This window comes from Ruegeria sp. BHSB056, from assembly GCF_059613305.1.
This window is the reverse complement of record NZ_JBXWSG010000075.1, coordinates 1-19319: the sequence shown is the minus strand read 5'-3', so window position 1 is coordinate 19319 and position 19319 is coordinate 1. Positions and strand designations below refer to the sequence as shown.

General features: G+C 61.0%; 17 protein-coding genes. 9 read left to right on the top strand and 8 right to left on the bottom strand.

Translation table 11 applies throughout. From position 1 onward, the window contains the following. Both AC2FND_RS15705 and AC2FND_RS15700 read left to right on the top strand, forming a co-directional pair. On the top strand, window positions 1-650 hold a 650-nt coding region (locus AC2FND_RS15705; RefSeq protein ID WP_496770752.1), incomplete at its 5' end, for an SMP-30/gluconolactonase/LRE family protein. Window positions 651-716: 66 nt separating this feature from the next. Continuing rightward, window positions 717-1499, top strand: a complete 783-nt coding sequence (locus AC2FND_RS15700) for a crotonase/enoyl-CoA hydratase family protein (protein ID WP_496770751.1) — start codon at window positions 717-719, stop codon at window positions 1497-1499. On the opposite strand, the gene AC2FND_RS15695 is transcribed toward AC2FND_RS15700, so the two are convergent. From AC2FND_RS15695 to AC2FND_RS15680, 4 genes are all read right to left on the bottom strand, one after another. After that, window positions 1500-1832, bottom strand: coding sequence for a DnaJ family domain-containing protein (locus tag AC2FND_RS15695; protein ID WP_496770750.1), 333 nt, complete (start codon window positions 1830-1832; stop codon window positions 1500-1502). 39 nt (window positions 1833-1871) lie between these two features. Then, a complete protein-coding gene (locus AC2FND_RS15690) occupies window positions 1872-3035 on the bottom strand; it encodes a benzoate/H(+) symporter BenE family transporter (RefSeq protein ID WP_496770749.1) in 1164 nt (387 codons plus the stop codon). Between the two features lie 135 nt (window positions 3036-3170). Continuing rightward, on the bottom strand, window positions 3171-6263 hold the full coding sequence (locus AC2FND_RS15685) for a valine--tRNA ligase (protein WP_496770748.1): 3093 nt from the start codon (window positions 6261-6263) through the stop codon (window positions 3171-3173). Window positions 6264-6357: 94 nt separating this feature from the next. Beyond that, window positions 6358-7257: a phytanoyl-CoA dioxygenase family protein gene (locus tag AC2FND_RS15680; RefSeq protein ID WP_496770746.1), complete on the bottom strand. Its 900-nt coding sequence runs from the start codon at window positions 7255-7257 to the stop codon at window positions 6358-6360. Between the two features lie 164 nt (window positions 7258-7421). Between AC2FND_RS15680 and AC2FND_RS15675 the strand changes: the two genes are divergently transcribed. The 3 genes from AC2FND_RS15675 (at window position 7422) to AC2FND_RS15665 (ending at window position 12148) form a co-directional block, all read left to right on the top strand. Beyond that, window positions 7422-9713, top strand: a complete 2292-nt coding sequence (locus AC2FND_RS15675; protein WP_496770745.1) for a xanthine dehydrogenase family protein molybdopterin-binding subunit — start codon at window positions 7422-7424, stop codon at window positions 9711-9713. Next, window positions 9691-10767 carry a T6SS phospholipase effector Tle1-like catalytic domain-containing protein gene (locus AC2FND_RS15670; RefSeq protein ID WP_496770743.1) on the top strand — a complete coding sequence of 359 codons (1077 nt, stop codon included), beginning with the start codon at window positions 9691-9693 and terminating at the stop codon, window positions 10765-10767. The genes AC2FND_RS15675 and AC2FND_RS15670 overlap by 23 nt, the downstream gene beginning before the upstream one ends. Window positions 10768-11164: 397 nt before the next feature. Further along, a complete protein-coding gene (locus AC2FND_RS15665; protein ID WP_171181462.1) occupies window positions 11165-12148 on the top strand; it encodes a nuclear transport factor 2 family protein in 984 nt (327 codons plus the stop codon). Between the two features lie 297 nt (window positions 12149-12445). Here AC2FND_RS15665 and AC2FND_RS15660 read toward each other — a convergent pair whose 3' ends face one another. Continuing rightward, window positions 12446-13015, bottom strand: a complete 570-nt coding sequence (locus tag AC2FND_RS15660; protein ID WP_209505674.1) for a GcrA family cell cycle regulator — start codon at window positions 13013-13015, stop codon at window positions 12446-12448. Window positions 13016-13141: 126 nt separating this feature from the next. On the opposite strand from AC2FND_RS15660, the gene AC2FND_RS15655 reads away from it, so the two are divergent. Continuing rightward, window positions 13142-13945 carry an ABC transporter permease gene (locus tag AC2FND_RS15655; RefSeq protein WP_496770742.1) on the top strand — a complete coding sequence of 268 codons (804 nt, stop codon included), beginning with the start codon at window positions 13142-13144 and terminating at the stop codon, window positions 13943-13945. Here AC2FND_RS15655 and AC2FND_RS15650 read toward each other — a convergent pair. The 3 genes from AC2FND_RS15650 to AC2FND_RS15640 form a co-directional block, all read right to left on the bottom strand. Then, window positions 13942-15177 (bottom strand): MFS transporter, encoded by a 1236-nt coding sequence (locus AC2FND_RS15650; RefSeq protein WP_496770754.1) that lies wholly within the window; start codon window positions 15175-15177, stop codon window positions 13942-13944. The two genes, AC2FND_RS15655 and AC2FND_RS15650, sit on opposite strands and share 4 nt — an antisense overlap. A gap of 106 nt (window positions 15178-15283) precedes the next feature. Next, window positions 15284-16168, bottom strand: a complete 885-nt coding sequence (locus AC2FND_RS15645; protein WP_496770741.1) for a DMT family transporter — start codon at window positions 16166-16168, stop codon at window positions 15284-15286. Between the two features lie 52 nt (window positions 16169-16220). Further along, window positions 16221-16586, bottom strand: coding sequence for a MerR family transcriptional regulator (locus tag AC2FND_RS15640; protein WP_480586237.1), 366 nt, complete (start codon window positions 16584-16586; stop codon window positions 16221-16223). 74 nt (window positions 16587-16660) lie between these two features. On the opposite strand from AC2FND_RS15640, the gene AC2FND_RS15635 reads away from it, so the two are divergent. The 3 genes from AC2FND_RS15635 to argF form a co-directional block, all read left to right on the top strand. Next, the gene (locus AC2FND_RS15635) at window positions 16661-16921 is read left to right on the top strand and encodes a zinc ribbon domain-containing protein (protein WP_496770739.1); all 261 of its coding nucleotides are present in this window, start codon (window positions 16661-16663) and stop codon (window positions 16919-16921) included. A gap of 242 nt (window positions 16922-17163) precedes the next feature. Continuing rightward, a complete protein-coding gene (locus tag AC2FND_RS15630) occupies window positions 17164-18351 on the top strand; it encodes an aspartate aminotransferase family protein (protein ID WP_496770738.1) in 1188 nt (395 codons plus the stop codon). Window positions 18352-18426: 75 nt separating this feature from the next. Continuing rightward, window positions 18427-19319: ornithine carbamoyltransferase (gene argF, locus AC2FND_RS15625; protein ID WP_496770736.1), on the top strand; the 893-nt coding region annotated here is incomplete at its 3' end.

Sequence of the window (19319 nt, the reverse complement as noted above, 5' to 3'; positions counted from 1 at the left end):
ATGCAAACCAACTGGACGTGGCACAGGACGGCACGATCTATTTTTCGAACTCCTCTGACCGGTTCGATCCCGAAACCATGGGCGGAACCAAGCCGACCTCGGTCCTGACCATCTGGGAACAATCCGATACAGGCTATGTCGCGCGTCACAACCCCGATGGCCGCACCGAAAAGATTGCCACTGGGTTCGTCTATACCAATGGCATTGCGCTCTCACCTGACGCAGATTTCCTGTTGATCGCCGAAACCGGCCGCGCACGGGTGCACAAGCTGTGGCTCAGCGGGCCGAAAGCCGGTCAGCAAGAGGTCTTGCTGGACAACCTGCCGGGCTATCCCGACAATCTCGAAGCACAGGGCGATGGCACCTACTGGATGGCCTTTGCCAGCCCGCGCGTTCCGTCCGAGGCGCTGATGCCATACCCCTTCCTGCGCAAGGTGGTCTGGCGGCTGGGCCCGGCTGTGCGCCCCGCGCCGATCCACCGGGGTATGCTGGTGCAGTTCGACGGTGAAGGCACGATCCTGCGCACGCTACAGGATCCGCAGGGCCGTATTGGCATCACGACAGGGGGCCGGATCGTGGGCGATCAGTTTTATGTCATGACGCTTGATTCCCCCTGGTTCGGGCGGATGCCTGTCAGCGATATGCCCTGACGTCGCAGTGGAAATCGGCGTCCCGTCCGGGCATGGTCGCCGCAACTGAATTTCGGGAGGTCCCCCATGTCACGCGTATCCGTTACCTATCAAGACCATGTTGCCCATGTCACCCTGACCCGGGGTGACAAGATGAACGCGCTGGATGACGCGATGGTCAAGGCATTGCTCTCAGCCGGGCAAGAGGTCGCCGCCTCGGACGCCCGCGCCGTGGTTTTGTCGGGCGAGGGGAAAAGCTTCTGCGCCGGGCTCGACATGGCAAGCTTTGCCAAGATGGCCCATATGGACCCCACCGAATGGCTGATGACCCGCAGCCACGAAGATGCCAACGAAATGCAGGAGCTGGCGCTGATATGGCGTCGCGTACCGGTGCCGGTGATCTGCGCCATTCAGGGCGTCGCCTATGGCGGTGGCCTGCAAATCGCGCTGGGCGCGGATATCCGTATCGCGCACCCCGAGGCGAAACTGGCGGTGATGGAGATGAAATGGGGTATCATCCCCGATATGGGCGGCATGGTTCTGTTGCCCCGGCTTGTGCGTTCGGACGTTCTGCGTCTGCTGACGTACACGGCCCGGCCCATCGGCGCGCAGCAGGCGATGGATTGGGGGCTGGTCACGCAGCTTTCAGATGATCCGCTGACCGAAGCTCTGGCCATTGCCGAGAATATCGCCGGTCAAAGCCCCTCGGCCATCCGTGCCGCCAAGCGGCTGATCGAAGTGGCCGAAACCCAGCCCCGCGCGGATGTTCTCAAGGCGGAATCCGCCGAGCAGGTGGAGCTGATCGGCAAGCCTCATCAGATGGAGGTCGTGATGGCGCAGATGCAGGGCCGCAAGCCCGAGTTCAATTGATCAGCGCATGAAAGCCCGCCGTGCATCGCGGGCCATGTTGTAACGCATTTCCAGATCAGCGATCTCCGACATCGCGGCCCGGCGTTTCGCGGGGTCGGTCAGGGCCGGATACGCTTTGCGGGCCGCATCCAGTTTCTTTTTGATGTCGAACTCTTCGGGCAGAACCCCGGCTTGCGCCATGATCCGGTGCCCGGCGGCAATGGCCGGATCGCCCTGCGCCTCGCCGGACCGGTCCGGCAGGGGGAGACCTTCGCCGACAAGGCCCCGCAACTGCCCCTCGGCCTGTGCCTTTTTGATCTGGCGCTCCACCAGTTTTCCAAGTGAACCGAACATGGCGCAACTATACCCGGTAAGGGCGGGATACGAAAGCGGCTACCGAATTCTGTTCCTCACCAGATAGGCCAGCCCGCCGACCAGAAGGCCCCAGACCGCCGCGCCCAGCCCAAAGACCGAGATGCCCGAAGCGGTGATCGCAAAGGTCAGCATCGCGGCCTCACGCTCGGCCGGAACCTCAAGTGCTGCGAAAATCGAATTGGCCAGAACGCCGATCAGGGCGACACCGGTCAATGTCCCCATCAACAGCGGATCGGCATGGGATGCAAAGCCGGTAATCGCCACGGCAAAGATACCGAATACACCATAGAACACGCCACTCATGATGGCCGACCAGTACCGTTGCGCGGGGTCGGGGTGGCTGTCTTCATTGGAACACATCGCAGCCGTGATCGCCGCAAGGCAGGTGGCAGGTGCACCAAACGGCGCAGATAACAGGCTCGCCCCACCCACGGATGAAAACAGCCTGCCCGGTGCCGGGGTATAGCCAAAGCTGCGCATCACCGCGATGCCGGGAATATTCTGGGTCGCCATCGTGACGATGAACAGCGGGATGGCGATCCCGATGGTCGAGGCCAGCGAAAAATTGGGCGTGGTCCAGACCGGTGCCGCCAGCCATCGCGCCGGGGTCACCGATGCGTCGCCTGCGTTCAGCACCACAACCAGCGCGGCGGCGAAAACAGCCGCCGGAACAGCGAACAGCCGGTTGATCCGGCCCGCGATGAACCATGTCAGGATCACCGGCAGGGCTTGCGCGGGCAATTCGACTGCGGCCTGAAAGGGCAGAATGCAAAGCGGCAGCAGAACGCCGCCCAGCATGGCCTGCGCCAGAGTCGTCGGAATGGCGGCCGCCAGCCGCCCCAGTGGCCGCCAGAGCCCGGCCAGCACCGTCAGCGCCCCTGCGCACAGGAACGCACCCGTTGCCTCGGCAAACCCCAGCGCCGGTGTCGCGGACACCGCCAGCAGCGCCGCCCCCGGCGTCGACCAGGCGACGCTGATCGGTTGCCGGTACCACAGGCTCAGCACAATGGCGGTCAGTCCCATTGCGATGGCCGCCATCATCAGGCCCGAGGCCGCCTGCGCCGGAGACGCCCCCATCGCGGCCAGCCCCTGCAACACGATAGGAAATGAACTGAAGAATCCGACAATGGCGACAACAAGCCCGGTCGAGACTGTCTGGAGCGGTGGGGCAAACTGGGTCATGACAGCCTCGGGCGGTTGGGGTTGGTGATTGCTAACAAGCGGCGGCAGGGGCGGGCAAGGTCTGAACGCGCAAAAGAAAACCCCGCCGGATCAGCGGCGGGGTTTGAGGTATGAGTATTTTTGAAAAGGTGAAGATCAGGCGATCTCGGTCAGACGGGCCAGCGCCTCGTTCAGCTTGGCTTCTTCTTCCTCGCGTGCGGCGAGGTTGGCTTTGGCTTCCTCGACCACCTCGTCCGGGGCCGAGGCCACGAATTTGGGGTTGTTCAGACGCCCACGCAGGCCACCCAGTTCCTTGGCCAGCTTGCCCTTTGCTTTCTCCAGCCGCTCCTTTTCCGCGCCAATGTCGATGATATCCGCCAGCGGCAGGCCGAAGGAGGCTCCGGGAGCGGCAATCGAGATGGTGCCCTTGGGCAGCGCGTCCGCGCTGGTCAGGCTGTCGATGCGGGCCAGACGTTTGATCAGCGCCTCGTTGCGGTCCCACGCGGCTTGGCCGTTGGCGTCGATCTCGGTCACCAGCATCGGCACATAAAGACCCGCAGGCACCCGCATCTGCGCACGGGCCGAGCGGGTATTCTCGATCACCGAGATCACCCAGTTCATTTCACGATCCGCGTCGGCGTCGACCAGTTCGGTACCATAAGTCGGCCAGTCGGCGTGGACGACCATTTTCGCGCGGCTGCCGGTCAGGCCCCACAGCTCTTCGGTGATAAAGGGCATGATCGGGTGGAGAAGGACCATGCACTGATCCAGAACCCAGCGCATGGTGGCGCGGGTCTCGGTCTGCGCCGCGGCGTTGTCGCCTTGCAGCAGGGGTTTCGACAGTTCCACGTACCAGTCGCAGACCTTGCCCCAGACAAAGGCATAAAGCCCGTTGGCGGCATCGTTGAAGCGATAGCTTTCCAGCGCCGCGTCGACCTCCGCCCGCACGCGGGCGGTTTCGCCGATGATCCAGCGGTTTACGGCGGCCTTGGGTTTCAGGTCGGCTACGTCCAGTTGCGGCACGGCATCGGTGAATACCTCGTTCATCTCGGCAAAGCGGACGGCGTTCCACAGTTTGGTGCCGAAGTTGCGATAGCCGGTGATGCGCTCGCGCGACAGTTTCAGCACACCGCCGATTGCCGCCATCGAGGCGTTGGTGAACCGCAGCGCGTCGGCGCCGAATTCGTCCACGATCTCGAGCGGGTCGATGACGTTGCCGGTGGTCTTGGACATCTTCTTGCCCTTCTCGTCGCGGACGAGCGAGTGCAGATAGACGGTGTGGAACGGGATCTGATCGACCACGGCCAGTTGCATCATCATCATCCGGGCGACCCAGAAGAACAGGATATCCGCGCCGGTGATCAATACGCTGGTCGGGAAATAGCGGCGCATCTCCTCGGTCTGCTCGGGCCAGCCCAGCGTGCCGATGGGCCAGAGGCCGGACGAGAACCATGTGTCGAGAACGTCGGGGTCGCGGTAGAGGCCGATTTTGCCCTCGCGAATGAACGAGATAGCCTCTTCCTTAGTAGAGACCTCGGCGATTTCCATGCCTTCGTAGTAGCCCTCAATGTCCGCCCGAACTGCATCAAAAGACGGGCCGCAGAATACCGCAAACTCCCCTTTGTTGTGGCTTTCCATACGGGCGATGCGATCAGGGTTCGGTGCCAGCCCCGAGCACTTCTGCTGAGGCCCATACCAAACCGGAATCTGGTGCCCCCACCACAGCTGGCGCGAGATGCACCAGGGCTCGATGTTTTCCAGCCAGTGGTAATAGGTTTTCTCGCCCGACTCGGGGATGATCTTGACCGTACCGTCCCTGACCGCGTCCAGCGCCGGGCCGACGACCTTTTCGGCATCCACAAACCACTGGTCGGTGAACATCGGCTCGATGACGACTTTCGAGCGGTCGCCAAAGGGCTGCATGATCGGCTTGCTCTCGACCAGCGGGACGAATGCCGGGCTGAAGCCCGGCCCACCGTCTTCGTCCTCTGTAGGCCGGGCTTCAGTCCGGCTCGATCCCAGACGCGGATCGTCCGCTGGACACATGACAGCCAGACCTTCGCGGGTGATCTCTTCGACCACCTTGGCGCGCGCCTCGAACCGGTCCAATCCGCGCAGGTGATCGGGGATCAGGTTGATCGCGTCGATCTCATTCTCGGTGAACGCTTTGCCGCGCGCGTATTCCTGCGCCTTGCCCGCCTCTTCGGCGTAAGGCGCGCCATCAGCCCGCATCGCGCCCTTGGTGTCCATCAGGCGGTACATCGGAATGCCGCAGCGCCTGGCGACCATATTGTCGTTGAAGTCATGCGCGCCGGTGATCTTCACCGCGCCCGAGCCGAAGTCGGGATCGGGATACTCATCGGTGATGATCGGAATCTGGCGGCGATGCTCTTTCGGGCCAACCGGGATTTCGCACAGTTTGCCGACGATCGGCGCGTAGCGCTCATCCGACGGATGGACGGCCACAGCACCGTCGCCCAGCATGGTTTCAGGGCGGGTCGTCGCGATCGAAATATAATCCCGCACCTCGCGAAGGATTACATTCCCATCTTCATCTTTTTCCAAATACTCATATGTCTCACCGCCCGCCAAAGGGTACTTGAAGTGCCACATGTGGCCTGGCGTTTCAATATTCTCGACCTCAAGGTCCGAAATCGCAGTCTCGAAGTGCGGGTCCCAGTTGACCAGTCGCTTGCCGCGATAGATCAGGCCCTTCTCGTACATGTCGACGAAGACCTTGATAACGGCATCATGGAAATTCGGGCTGTTCTCGTGCCCGGTGCGTGGGTCACCTGGTGCGCCCGCCATGGTAAAGGCATTGCGCGACCAGTCGCAGGAATTCCCCAACCGCGTCATCTGTTCGATAATCTTGCGGCCGTATTGCCCCTTCCAATCCCAGACCTTGGCCAGAAACTCCTCGCGCGCGTAGTCGGTGCGCTTCTTGCCCTCTTCGGCCATCAGTTTCTTTTCAACCTGCATCTGCGTGGCGATGCCGGCGTGGTCCTGACCAGGTTGCCACAGAGTGTCGAACCCGCGCATCCGGTGCCAGCGGATCAGAATATCCATCAGTGTATGGTTAAAGGCATGTCCCACATGCAGCGCGCCGGTCACGTTGGGCGGTGGCAGCATGATGCAAAAGCTCTCATCACGCGAACGGTTCGCGCCTGCCTTGAAGGCTCCGGCCTGTTCCCAGGCCTCATAGATACGGGCCTCGGCCTCGGCCGCGTTGAATGTCTTTTCCATCGCCATGGGATGCGTCCTGCGTCAACAAATTCGGGTCAGCGCCTGCAATAGCGAATGGAGACAGGAAGGGGAAGGCCCTGTGCGGCGACGATTGCCGAAGTCACCCCGTGCCGGTCGCCTCGTTTCCGTAAAGGTGCGTGCTTTGCGCCGCGCCTTGTGTCATCGCCTTGGCCTGATCCTCCCGGATGCGGGCGTGAAGCGCCAAGGCCGGCGGCGAGAACAACTCGGTCGGCGATTCGATGAGGATGAAATTGCCCACCCGGTCTACGCCCCGCGCCAAGACCGCGTAATCGCGGTCCGCCACTTTTTGCTGTGCGTTCGGGTTCAGATACCGGATCGCCAGCCCGATCCGCCGATCGTCCGACATATTGGGCCCCGAGCCATGGATTGTAAGGCCATGGTGCAGCGACATCTGACCCGGCTGCAATTCGATATGCGTTTTGTCCTCGTCTGCCACATCGACAGCCACCTCCTGCCCGCGCGACAGCAGGTTGTTGTCTGAAAACGTATCGTTATGGGGCAGGATCGGGTTTTTGTGGCTGCCTCTGACAAAGTCCATGCAGCCGCTTGCTAGTGTGGCAGGCGACAATGCGATCCACGCGGTCAACTGATCCGGTGTTTCGCCCATCCCCCAATAGGTCAGGTCCTGATGCATTCCAACAACCTGCGTCGTGCGTGGCTCTTTGATGAACAGTTCCGCAGACCACAGCAGCAAGTCCGGTCCCAGTATTCCTTCGACGACGTCCAGAACCCTGGGATCCAATGCGATACGGGCGACCAGCGGTATCACCACATGGGCGTTCAGGCGCTTGTACATGTTCAGCGGCAGCGGAAGGTCGGCCACGCGCCAGGTCTCCTCGACCTGCTCCAGCTCGGCCCGGAACTGTGCGGTCTCATCCGGCGAGAAGACTGTAATGGGAAAGGCAAACCCGTCTTGCCAATACGCGTCGACCGATGGGGCGTCCAGACGGCCCTGTGACAGGGAAATAGGTTCGGGCATGGGGGACCTCCGGCAGGCTGTATCTTCAAACAGCCTACGAATCCCGCTGCGGCCCCCGCAATCCTGTTTACGACATCGGTGTCGCCACACGCTTTCATGCAAGGCGCTGGACATAAGCAAGCACAGGGCTAGTGTCGCCATCAAGGCAGCGACAGGAGCGTCCCATGGAAAAATTCGGCAAAAGCCAGCCCGTCAAACGGACCGAGGATCAGCGGTTCCTGACCGGGCAGGGGCGCTATATGGACGATGCCGTGCCTGACAATGCGCTGTTTGCCGCTTTCTTCCGCAGCCCAGTGGCCCATGGCGATATTACCGCGCTGGATCTTGAATCCGCGCGGAGCGCCGACGGGGTGCGGCTGGTCATGACACTGGACGATCTTGCCGCCTCGGACATAGACACGGTGATGAACGCCGCAACCTTGACCAACCGCGACGGAACCAGCTCTGCCGCGCCGGATCGGCATATGCTGGCCAAGGACCGTGTGCGCTTTGTGGGCGAACCCGTGGCCGTTGTCATCGCGGATACGCTGGTACAGGCGCAGGACGCGGTCGAGCTGATCTGGATGGACATCCAGGAACGCCCCGCCAAGCTGGACGTGGACGCGGGGGGTGAGGCGCTGCACCCGCAAGCGCCCGACAATCGCGCGTTTGACTGGGGTCTGGGTGATGAAGCCGCGACCAAAGCCGCCTTTCAGGCCGCCGCCCACACCGTGTCGCTGAACGTGCACGACAACCGCGTCATCATCAGTTCGCTCGAGCCACGGGGCTGTCAGGCCGATTGGTCTGGCGGGCGTCTGCACTTTTCCTATGGCGGGCAGGGTGTCTGGGCGATGAAGGCACAGCTGGCGCAAAAGCTGAAACTCGATGCGGATGCGATCCGTGTCACCACCCCCGATGTGGGGGGCGGGTTCGGCATGAAGGTGATGCCATATCCCGAATATTTCTGCGTGGCAGTGGCCGCGATGAAACTGGGTCAACCCGTGCACTGGATGTCTGACCGGTCCGAGGCAATGCTCTCCGATCACCACGGCCGCGATCTGACCTCTCTGGCCGAGCTGGCCTTTGATGCCGACCACCGGATCACCGCCTACCGCGTCCACAGCAAAGTCAACCTTGGTGCCTATAACAGTCATTTCGCGCAGGCGATCCAGACAAGCCTGTTCAGCAAGGTGCTGATGGGGGTCTATGACGTTCAGACCACCTATCTCCGGGTCGAGGGGTTCTATACCACGACAACACAGGTCGACGCCTATCGCGGTGCCGGACGTCCCGAGGCGATCTATGTGCTGGAACGCGTGATGGACCGCGCCGCACGCGAACTGGGCCTTGACCCGTGGGAGTTGCGTCGCAGAAACTTCATCAGACCCGGCGATTTCCCCTACACCTCTGCCACGGGTGAAACCTATGATGTCGGCGATTTCGACATGGTCCTGCGCCGCGCGGCCAGCCAGACCAGCGGGTTCGAAGCCCGCAAGGTCGCCGATGCCGAACGCGGTCTGATCCGGGGGCAGGGTCTTTGTTACTATATCGAAAGTATTTTGGGGGACCCTTCCGAGAACTCGAAGGTCGAGTTTTGCGCGGATGGCACGGTGAACCTTTATGTCGGCACACAATCGAACGGGCAGGGGCACGAGACGGTTTATGCCCAGTTCCTGTCCGATCAGACTGGCGTCCCGATGGACAGGATCACCGTCATTCAGGGCGATACCGACCGGCTTGGCCATGGCGGCGGAACCGGTGGCTCGCGCTCGGTGACGGTGCAAAGTACCGCGACCCTCGCCACCATTGACAAGATGATCGCCGCATTCACGCCTTATCTGGCCGATAAGATGGGGGTCGAGGACAGTGATGTGCGATTTGACCATGAAACATTCCGCGCGCCGGGCTCGAACCTGACGCCGACCCTGACCGAAGCCGCGGCTATGGCGCGCGCCGACGGGCGCGTGGACTTGCTGACGCATGAGTCCCGCGCGCAACTGGATGCCCGCAGCTATCCCAACGGCGCGCATGTTGCCGAGGTCGTGATCGATTCCGTCACCGGCGAAACCCGTGTGGACCGCTACACCGTGGTTGATGATTTCGGAAATCTTATCAACCCGATGCTGGCCGAAGGGCAGGTGCATGGCGGGGTGGTTCAGGGCATCGGGCAGGCGCTGTCGGAACATGTGGTGCATGATGATCACGGACAGCTGCTCACGGCATCGTTTATGGATTACGCCTTGCCCCGCGCGGTGGACGTACCCATGATAAAGTTTACCTCGGCGCCGGTGCCGTCAACTTCCAACCCGATGGGGATGAAAGGATGCGGCGAGGCCGGCACGGTGGGCGCTCTGGCCGCTGTGGCGAACGCGGTTCAGGATGCGCTCTGGGATCACGGGGTGCGGCAGGCGGATATGCCTTTCACACCTCATAAAGTTTGGGAATTGCTGACGCATGAAACTGTCGCGGCTGAGTAGGAAGGTTCTGGGATGGCTCGGGCGGCCCTTACGGTCCGAGCACTCCGCCGAAACGCGGCACCGCGAACCGATCAGCCACGTCATTATCCTTGATGGCACCATGTCCACCCTCGAACCGGGGTTCGAAACCCATGCCGGACAGACCTATCGCCTGTGCTGCGAAATGGGCAGCAAGGTGTCGGTGTTCTACGAGGCAGGCGTGCAGTGGGAAAGCTGGAAATCCACCATGGACGTGATGATGGGCCGGGGCATCAACCGCCAGATTCGCCGCGCCTATGGCTATCTGGCGTCGCGCTATAAGCCCGGTGACCGGATTTACTTCATCGGCTATTCCCGTGGCGCCTACGGCGTGCGCAGCTTGGCCGGGGTGATCGATATGATCGGCCTGCTCGAGGCCGAACACGCGACCGAGCGGAACATCCTGCAAGCCTACCGCCATTATGAATGCAATGTAAGCGGCACCGCCGCCCGCGATTTCCGCCGCAAGTTCTGCCATGACAACGTCAAGATCGAGATGGTCGGTGTCTGGGACACGGTCAAGGCGCTGGGCCTGCGCCTGCCGCTGCTGTGGCGCTGGGCCGAGGATCGTCATGCCTTTCACAACCACCAGCTGGGCCCGGCAACGCTCCATGGTTATCACGCGCTGGCCCTCGACGAAACGCGCGAGGTGTTCGAGCCGGTTCTGTGGCGATGCAAGCCCGAGTTCAATGGCCATGTAGAACAGGTCTGGTTCCGTGGCACCCACGGTGATATCGGCGGCCAGCTGAACGGCTATGAAGAGGCCCGACCGCTCAGCAATATCTCGTTGATCTGGATGCTGGACAAGGCCGAGATGCACGGGCTGCCGATGCCCGAAGGCTGGCGCACCCGTTTCCCGACGGATGCCCATGCGCAATCGGTTGGAACCTGGCGCGGTTGGGGCAAGATATTTTTGCTGCGCAAACACCGCAAGGTCGGGCGGGACCAGTCAGAACGCCTGCATGTCTCGGTCGCGCCGGATGAATTGCCGGGCTGGGTGGCGATGCCGAACCTGCCGACACATCCCGCGCAGTGAAAGGCTACCATGTGCCACTGACACCAAGATCACCGGCACTTCAATGTCAGGTTCGAGCCCGAAGCGGAAGATGCTGTGCCATGCTCGAAGGTCTGCTTTGGTCATTTTGTGAACTTCATGTCGCACTCGCGCTGTTGCAGTTAAAGATTTCATAGAACCAGCCTGCTATGTACTGCCCGTTTCCGCTTTTCATTTTTGGATTCTGCGTTATCGTGGCCACATGGGGCAAAAGAGCCAACAGTCCATCCGATCAACTGCAGAAAGCGCAACCAGGCGTTTTCTTTTCGTACGCTTAAGGCGGCGTCCAGGTCGAATTCCTTTTGCCAGAATGCGGGCGGGTCCGGTCAACGGCTGACCAACCCAACCTCAAAATTTACGCATTCTAAAAGGAAGTATCATGTCTTCACATGCCCGTTCTCTGTATCTGCGCTATGCAGATGCGCTACGCCATCCTGGCGATTTTTCTGCCGCAGCATCGGAATTCTTTGCCGCGGACGCAAACATCAACGTTGTTCACCCGTTCAATGAGCTGGCTGGGGCAGATGCCTACATTGCCAAGCTTCTCGCCTCTCTCCAACAGTCATTTGAAGGGCTTTACCGGCGTGACGACATCTTCATGGCCGGACAGTACGAAGGAAACGACTGGGTCAGTTCAACCGGTTACTATGTCGGGCATTTTGCGCGCGACTGGATCGGACTGAAGTCCACGGACACCCTGTGCTACTTGCGCTATGGCGAGTTTCATCGGATCGAAAATGGGAAGGCTGTCGAAAGCTATATCCATCTGGATATTCCCGAACTGATGATCGCCTGCAATCAATGGCCTCTGGCAATGGGTCCAGGCCTGACGCGCGGGTATACCGGGTTGATACAGGGGCCAGCGACCCGTGACGGTGTCTTCACAAAGGCGCCCGATCCCGCCGAAGGGCAGCGCACATATCAGATCGTGATGGATATGCTTTGGGAACTGGCGACCGAGGATGAGGCCTGGCGCCCTTTCTGGCACGACAACATGATGTGGTATGGCCCGGGCGCATTTGGAAGCTTTGTCGGTATTGAGAAATTTTCATCCTTCCAGGTTCCCTTTGAATCGCAGTTTGAAGGATGGTCCGGTGCAACGAAAAACAACGGGATGACCGAGCATTTCACGCGATTTGCTGAGGGCAATTATATGTGCTCGGGCGGCTGGCCAGCCCTAACCGGTGTCAACGTTAAGCCATTCTTGGGGCAAGGCCCTACAAATGAGAGGGTCTTTATGCGCGTCTGCGACTTTTGGCGGCGGGAAAATGAGCTGCTCGTTGAAAACTGGGTCTTTGTCGATGTGCCGCACGCCTTGCTGCAGTTGGGATATGATCCATTGCCAGACTGGCAGGGTTCGTAGGGTGACGACCTCTGGACTGCATAGCTGACTATTGAGAGAATGCTATCGTGTTCAACATCAGAATGTCTGCAGTCATTGCAGGCATTCACATTAGACTTTGCGACGGCAGCTAAGTCCGCAAAGTTGACGCTCCGAACTAAAACACCCTCGCAGCATTCAGCGAGGGTGTTTTCTTTGTAAGAGCCCGTTACGCCTTGCGTCGTTCTTGACTATGCAACGCCTCCGGTAAGAGGCGTGGCGAAACGCCTGCGCCCTTTTCGCGTTCTATAGAGATGATTTAGGTTCTGGTGTTCGCAATTACCGCCGCCGGTCGCGGCGCGAGCTCATGGGTTGGAAGGCCACGCCCACATGCGCCTCGCAATAGGGTTTGCCTGCCTCAACCGGCAGGCCGCAGAACCAGAAATCCTCGGTCGCGGGGTCGCCCACGGGCCACTTGCAGGTCTTCTCGGTCAGTTCCATCAGCGTCAGCTTTTTGGCTTTCTTCTCGATCTCGTTGACCTTGGCCAGCGCCTCGGGGCTGATCTCGTTGGCCGAGGGCTGCGGCGGCAGCGGCTGGCCGGCCGGGATGATCTGGCGGCGCGCCGGAACGGCGGGTTTCGCCTCGGCAGCAGCAGCCGGGCGCGCCGGTTCTGTCTTTGGTGTGGGTCTGGGTTTGGCTTCGGCCTTGGGCGCGGGTGCCGGTTTCTCTTTCGGTTCGGACTTGGCCGGGGCTGCGCCTGCTGTCCGGTTGGACAGGCCCAGGCGGTGGACCTTGCCAATCACCGCATTGCGGGTCACGCCGCCCAGTTCCTTGGCGATCTGGCTGGCCGACTGGCCTTCGCCCCACATCTTCTTCAGCAGTTCTACGCGCTCGTCTGTCCAGGACATCGTCAGCCTTTCAAAAGCGGAAAGCGGCCCCGGATTCGGGCCGCCTTGGGAATTCGTCTCAGCCCCCTATTCTAAACACTGCAGCCCGAGTTACAAGCTGTCTTCGAATCAGGTTGAGGGCAAAGCATGCAGAATCCCGCAGAACAGACCGAACGCAGCTTTGGGGCGGTCAACTGGATGGGGCTTTACACGCTGGCGCAGCGCGAAATCCGCCGCTTTCTTTCGGTCTGGACCCAGACCGTTCTGGCGCCTCTGGTCACGGCTGGCCTGTTCCTGCTGATCTTCACCATCGCCATCGGGCCCAGCCGCCCTGACGTCATGGGCGTGCCGTTTGTGGTCTTTCTGGCACCGGGAATCCTGATGATGACTGTGATCCAGAACGCCTTTGCCAATACCTCCTCTTCGATGGTGATTGCCAAGGTGCAGGGCAATATCGTCGACACGCTGATGCCGCCGCTGTCCCCGCTCGAGATCCTGCTGGGGTATCTTGCCGGTGGCATCGCCCGTGGCCTGATGATCGCGCTGGTGATTTCGGTTGCGTTGCTGGTCCTGTTGTCCATCGCGCCCCAGCACCCGTTGATTGCACTGATCTTTGTTGTTCTGGGGGGCGCCTTCATGGGCGCGCTGGGCCTGTTTGCCGGGATCTTTGCAAACAAGTTCGATCAGATGGCCGCGATCACCAACTTCATCGTCACACCTCTGGCTTTCCTGTCAGGCACCTTCTATTCGGTCGAGGCGCTGCCTCCTGTCCTGAACCGCCTGACCCATCTGAACCCGGTCTTCTACCTGATCGATGGGCTGCGTTACGGCATGATCGGCGTGTCCGACAGCTCTCCGTGGTTGGGCATGGTGGTTTGTGGCTTTGCCACGCTGGCCATCGGGTTGATCACCTGGCAAATGCTGCGTACCGGTTATCGGCTTAAGGCTTAACCGGTCTCTGCCAACCTGTCGGGCGGCAGGGAAGGCTTGGATTCGCCCAGCCGCGGATGCAAGCGGGCCGACACAGCCCAAGCGCCAAACAAAGCAATCCCGCCTGCCGCGAACACACCGGCCACCGGCGCCACCAGCAAGACCAGAGATGCAACACCGGGCGTCAGAATGCCCGAGACATCGCGGTAACTGGAATAAATCGCCGACATCTCGGTTCGCTCAGACGGCTTTACAGCCATTAGGAAGGGCAATCCGGCGCAAATATCCAGAACGATCAGCCAGACAGACCCCAGAACCAGCGCAGCGACCGAGACAACCGGCCATCCCGCGACCAATCCGGCTGCGAAAAAGCAGCCCCCCGCGGCAACAAACCCGATGCGAACAGCCGACCTGAGCGACCGCGTCTGGACCCAGCGCAGGATTAATGGGGCGGCCAGCAGCATGGCGTTTGTGCACGACAGAAGGATGCCACCCAGTTGTTCTCCCAGCCCGTTTTGGATGGCGAAAATGGGCAGGTAGACCACATATATCCACCACCCGCAGGACCGGATCATTGCAAACAGATATCCGGCAACCAGTCGGGGTTGGACAAAGAACCGGGGAAGAAAGGCCAACGGGTTGTTGGCCGGACCACGGGCCTTGGTGATCAGCTTGCCATTGCCCAGACGCATGCGCCAGAACTGCGCCAGCATGACCAGCGCCGCACCGGCACTGATGACAAACGGGGCAGGGCGCCAAAGCTCCATCAGCAGAACACCGGCCATTGGGCCGCCCGTCCATCCCAAAGCGCTGTAGAACATGCGGCTGGTCTCGCACCGGCCAAGTTCGATCTTGCTGATGTAATCCAGCACATAGGTGTTGAAGCAGATGAAAGTGACAACCGCGGCCATGGTATTCAGGGCCAAAGCGCCGACCACGGCCTCGGGGCTGCCCACGATCGCCAGCGATGCACCACAGATGAACATGACGCATCCGGTGGAATAGGCCCATCTGCGCGGTACAAAACGGATCAGGAACGGCACCATCAACCCGACCAGCAGAGACAGGATGCCAATCAGGAAATACAGGAATGACACGGATGAGGCATCGCCCAGCGCCCGGTACATCGCCAGCGGAAAGACCGAAATCAGGATGCCGCGCACCACGGCTTCAATCCCGGCCAGAATCCCGAAATCGCGCACCGATGGGGCAGGCGCGTGGCGTACCCATTCAGGTATTCGGCGTTCATGCATAACAAACTCGCAAATCAACTCAGCCCAGAATGCGCCGGTCACCTCGCCATTCATGGGGATTTGCGACACAAAGGTCGCCCCTGAACCGCAAGGGCGGTTTTTTCTGTCAGGTCCGGCGGTTTACCGCCTCGCGCCAGACCAGGATCAGCCCTCCGGTCAGAATCGTGACCGCGCCAATCAGGCTGATCCGGTCGGGGATCACATCAAACGCCGCAAAATCGTACAGCGCGGCGAAAATCAGCGTGGCATAGCTGATCGGGGCCACGAATGAGGCGTCCGCCCGTGCCATGCCGTTGATGAAACAAACCTGCGCGCAGGCCATCAGCAGGCCGATCCCCACCAGCGCAACCCATTGCTGTGGCGTAGGCATGTGAAACACAAAGCTGACCGCGACCGTGGCGATCACCAGCCCCATCGTGTTGTTGATCAGCAGAATCTGGATCGGGGCCTCGCGCCCCGACAGTTTCTTGATAAAGATCAGCTCCATCCCGATAAACGCCGCCGCAGCCAGCGCCAGAAGGGCGGCGGGCTGAAAACTTGCAGGTGTCGGGCGCAGCAGGATCACCGCACCCACAAGGGCCACGGCCGCCGCCAGCCAGCGCCACGGGCCGACGCGTTCCCCCAACAGCGGAATGGCCAGAACCATGCCAAAGACCGGGTTCAGAAAGGAGATCGCCGTCGCATCCGCCATCGGAATGAACGCAACAGACGCGAACATCAACGTCACCCCGGCCCAGCCAAAGCTGGTTCGCCCGACATGCAGCCCCCAATGGGGCCGCCCCAGCCGGGGACGAAGCACTGCGACCGCCGACAGGATGGCAAGCAGGGCAAACAGAAACCGCCCGTGACTGATCTGCATCGCGTGCAAGGGTGGCCCGAGTGTGTCCGTCCCCAAGGCCTTGGCCAACAGCGTCGTCGCCGCGATAAAGGCGGTCGCAACAAAGATCAGCCCTGCGGCCAAAGCAGGATTTTGCGCCTTCGGGGTGAACATGGGCGAAAGCGGTGCGCCAAAACGGGGGCCTTGGCAAGACGCAATTCTGCGCTCAGCGCAAAACCGGAGCGGCCGCCAGCGCCGCCTTGGCTTGTTTGAGGCTGTCCAGAAACCGCTCTGCCCGCACAATCCGCGCTTCGACCTCGTCAATCCGGTCCTGCAGAAACGCCTCGCCGTCAAAGCTGTCGGGATCGGCGGCTTCCAACTGTCCCAGCAACATGACCAGTTCTGCAATGCTGATGCCTGCCGCCTGTGCATCGGCTACCTGTTCCAGCGTGATCAGCGCGTCTTCGGGATAGTCGCGATAGCTGTTGGTGTTGTCCGGCCCCGGACCTGACCGGATCAGCCCTTGGCGTTCATAAAACCTCAGCGTGTCACGGCTCAGCCCGCTGCGCCGCGCAAGTTCCCCGATCCGCATGTTTCAAAACCGTTGACTCAACTCCATGGTTTTGATCCTATGTCAGACAGTCATTCTCTGCAAGGACAAGCACCATGGGTCCCAAATGCCAAAGTTGCGGCATGCCGCTGTCAAAAGATCCTCAGGGCGGCGGGTCCGAAGCTGACAGCGGGCGCAGCACGCGTTACTGCTCGCTGTGTTACGAAAACGGTGCATTCCGCCATCCCGACGCTTCGCTGGAAGAGTTCCAGTCTCATTGCGTCGATGCCCTCGTCGCCAAAGGCATGCCCCGCATCCTTGCCTGGGCTTTCACCCGCGGTATGGGCAAGCTCGACCGCTGGCGCCCGGCGAAATGATCCGGCGGTAATTTTGACGCGGCGGCAATAATAGGGTTTTCAGGCTGTCTTTTCACGTCTATAGAGCGGCCATGATCAAACGCGCACATATCCAGCTGCTCCGACGCCGACGCCTCTCTGCGTAATCGGCCTGTTTGATACCATGTGCCTGCCAAATTGGCACAAACCTCACCAAATCTGTTGACGAACCGGGCCTTCGTGTATCACTCACGAGGCTCAAACGACCCGAAAAGGATGATCCCATGATCCCGTCCGTTCTGCCGACCTATAACCGCGCGCCCCTGTCATTTGTAAAGGGCGAAGGCGCCTGGCTGACCGAGGCGGATGGCCGACGTTTTCTGGACCTCGGCGCAGGGATCGCGGTGAACGCGCTGGGCCACGCCCATCCGGCACTGGTGGCCGCCCTTACGGAACAGGCCCACGCGCTGTGGCATGTCTCGAACCTCTACAACATCCCGCAACAGCAGGCACTGGCAGACAAGCTGGTCGAACACACCTTTGCGGATACGGTATTCTTTACGAATTCCGGTACCGAAGCCTGTGAACTGGCCGTGAAAATGGCCCGCAAGTATTTCTATGACAAAGACCAGCCCGAACGGGTTGAGATCATCACCTTCGAAGGCTCGTTCCATGGCCGGTCGTCGGCGGGCATCGCAGCGGCCGGGTCTGAGAAGATGACCAAAGGCTTTGGCCCGCTTTTGCCGGGTTTTGTCCACGTCACCTTTGGCGATCTCGACGGTGTCACCAACGCCATCACCGAAAATACCGCAGCCATCCTGATCGAACCGATTCAGGGCGAGGGAGGCATCCGCCCCGTGCCCGATGCCGAACTCAGGGCCCTGCGCGGCATTTGTGACGAACACGGTCTGCTGCTGATCCTGGACGAGGTGCAATGCGGCGTCGGTCGGACCGGCAGGCTCTTCGCCCATGAATGGGCCGGGATCACCCCGGATATCATGATGGTCGCCAAAGGCATCGGCGGCGGTTTTCCTCTCGGTGCCGTGCTGGCAACCGAAGACGCGGCATCCGGCATGACCGCAGGTACACATGGCTCCACCTATGGCGGCAACCCGCTGGGCTGCGCCGTGGGCTGTGCTGTGATCGATCAGGTCGCCACACCCGCCTTCCTCGAAGGTGTCAACCGCAAGGCCGGCCTGTTGCGCCAGAAACTCGAAGGCCTGGTTGCCGATCACCCAGAGGTTTTCGAAGACGTGCGCGGATCGGGCCTGATGCTCGGCCTGAAATGCAAGGCGCTCAATATCGACGTGGTCAATGCGGGCTATGACAATCTGGTCATCACTGTCCCCGCCGCCGACAACGTCATCCGCCTGCTGCCCCCCCTGACCCTGACCGAGGATGACATCGCCCAGGCCATGATCCGCCTCGAAAAGGCGGCCAATCAGATAGTAACCCAGCTCGCAACTGCCTGAGCTTCATCTTTTCCCAAATACTCCGGGGGTGTGGGGGCTGGCCCCCACCGCCCGACCAGCCAAAAGCGAAGCGATATGAACCATTTTCTCGACATCCACAAAACCGATGCCACCGCGCTGCGGTCCATGATCGATCAGGCGGGCGCGATGAAACAGGCGCGTCTGGGTCGTCCCAAGGCCGCCCCTGATGACGAACAGCCGCTGAAAGACCGCATGGTCGCGCTGATCTTCGAAAAGCCCTCGACCAGGACGCGCGTGTCCTTTGACGTCGGTGTACGCCAGATGGGTGGCCAGACCATGGTGCTGTCGGGCAAGGACATGCAGCTGGGTCACGGCGAAACTATTGCCGATACCGCCCGTGTGCTGTCGCGCTATGTCGACATGATCATGATCCGCACCTTCGATGAGACCATCCTGACCGAAATGGCCGAATATTCCGACGTGCCCGTCATCAATGGCCTGACCGATCGTACCCATCCCTGCCAGATCATGGCCGACGTGCTGACGTTCGAGGAACACCGCGGCCCCATCGCGGGCAAGAAAGTGGTCTGGACCGGCGATGGCAACAATGTCTGCGCCTCATTCCTGCACGCGGCGGGTCAATTCGGCTTCGATCTGACCTTCAGTGGCCCGGCCCAGCTTGACCCCGAAGAAGAATTCATGGGGTTTGCCCGCCAGAAGGGGTCCAGAGTCGTCATCGAACGGGACCCGCACAAAGCGGTCGAGGGCGCGGATCTGGTGGTTGCCGACACCTGGGTTTCGATGCATGACAGCCAATCCGCCAAAGAACGTCGTCACAATATGCTGCGCCCCTATCAGGTCAACGCGGAACTCATGTCACATGCCAAACCCGACGCGCTGTTCATGCACTGCCTGCCCGCGCATCGTGAGGAAGAAGCAACCTCCGAGGTCATGGACGGCCCGAACTCGGTCATCTTCGACGAGGCCGAAAACCGCCTGCACGCACA

Bases quoted from the DNA above. Each gene is read 5' to 3' on its own strand.
- AC2FND_RS15700 (WP_496770751.1), top strand. From the start codon at position 717: ATGTCACGCGTATCCGTTACCTATCAAGACCATGTTGCCCATGTCACC.
- AC2FND_RS15695 (WP_496770750.1), bottom strand. From the start codon at position 1,832: ATGTTCGGTTCACTTGGAAAACTGGTGGAGCGCCAGATCAAAAAGGCA.
- AC2FND_RS15690 (WP_496770749.1), bottom strand. From the start codon at position 3,035: ATGACCCAGTTTGCCCCACCGCTCCAGACAGTCTCGACCGGGCTTGTT.
- AC2FND_RS15685 (WP_496770748.1), bottom strand. From the start codon at position 6,263: ATGGCGATGGAAAAGACATTCAACGCGGCCGAGGCCGAGGCCCGTATC.
- AC2FND_RS15680 (WP_496770746.1), bottom strand. From the start codon at position 7,257: ATGCCCGAACCTATTTCCCTGTCACAGGGCCGTCTGGACGCCCCATCG.
- AC2FND_RS15675 (WP_496770745.1), top strand. From the start codon at position 7,422: ATGGAAAAATTCGGCAAAAGCCAGCCCGTCAAACGGACCGAGGATCAG.
- AC2FND_RS15670 (WP_496770743.1), top strand. From the start codon at position 9,691: ATGAAACTGTCGCGGCTGAGTAGGAAGGTTCTGGGATGGCTCGGGCGG.
- AC2FND_RS15665 (WP_171181462.1), top strand. From the start codon at position 11,165: ATGTCTTCACATGCCCGTTCTCTGTATCTGCGCTATGCAGATGCGCTA.
- AC2FND_RS15660 (WP_209505674.1), bottom strand. From the start codon at position 13,015: ATGTCCTGGACAGACGAGCGCGTAGAACTGCTGAAGAAGATGTGGGGC.
- AC2FND_RS15655 (WP_496770742.1), top strand. From the start codon at position 13,142: ATGCAGAATCCCGCAGAACAGACCGAACGCAGCTTTGGGGCGGTCAAC.
- AC2FND_RS15650 (WP_496770754.1), bottom strand. From the start codon at position 15,177: ATGCATGAACGCCGAATACCTGAATGGGTACGCCACGCGCCTGCCCCA.
- AC2FND_RS15645 (WP_496770741.1), bottom strand. From the start codon at position 16,168: ATGTTCACCCCGAAGGCGCAAAATCCTGCTTTGGCCGCAGGGCTGATC.
- AC2FND_RS15640 (WP_480586237.1), bottom strand. From the start codon at position 16,586: ATGCGGATCGGGGAACTTGCGCGGCGCAGCGGGCTGAGCCGTGACACG.
- AC2FND_RS15635 (WP_496770739.1), top strand. From the start codon at position 16,661: ATGGGTCCCAAATGCCAAAGTTGCGGCATGCCGCTGTCAAAAGATCCT.
- AC2FND_RS15630 (WP_496770738.1), top strand. From the start codon at position 17,164: ATGATCCCGTCCGTTCTGCCGACCTATAACCGCGCGCCCCTGTCATTT.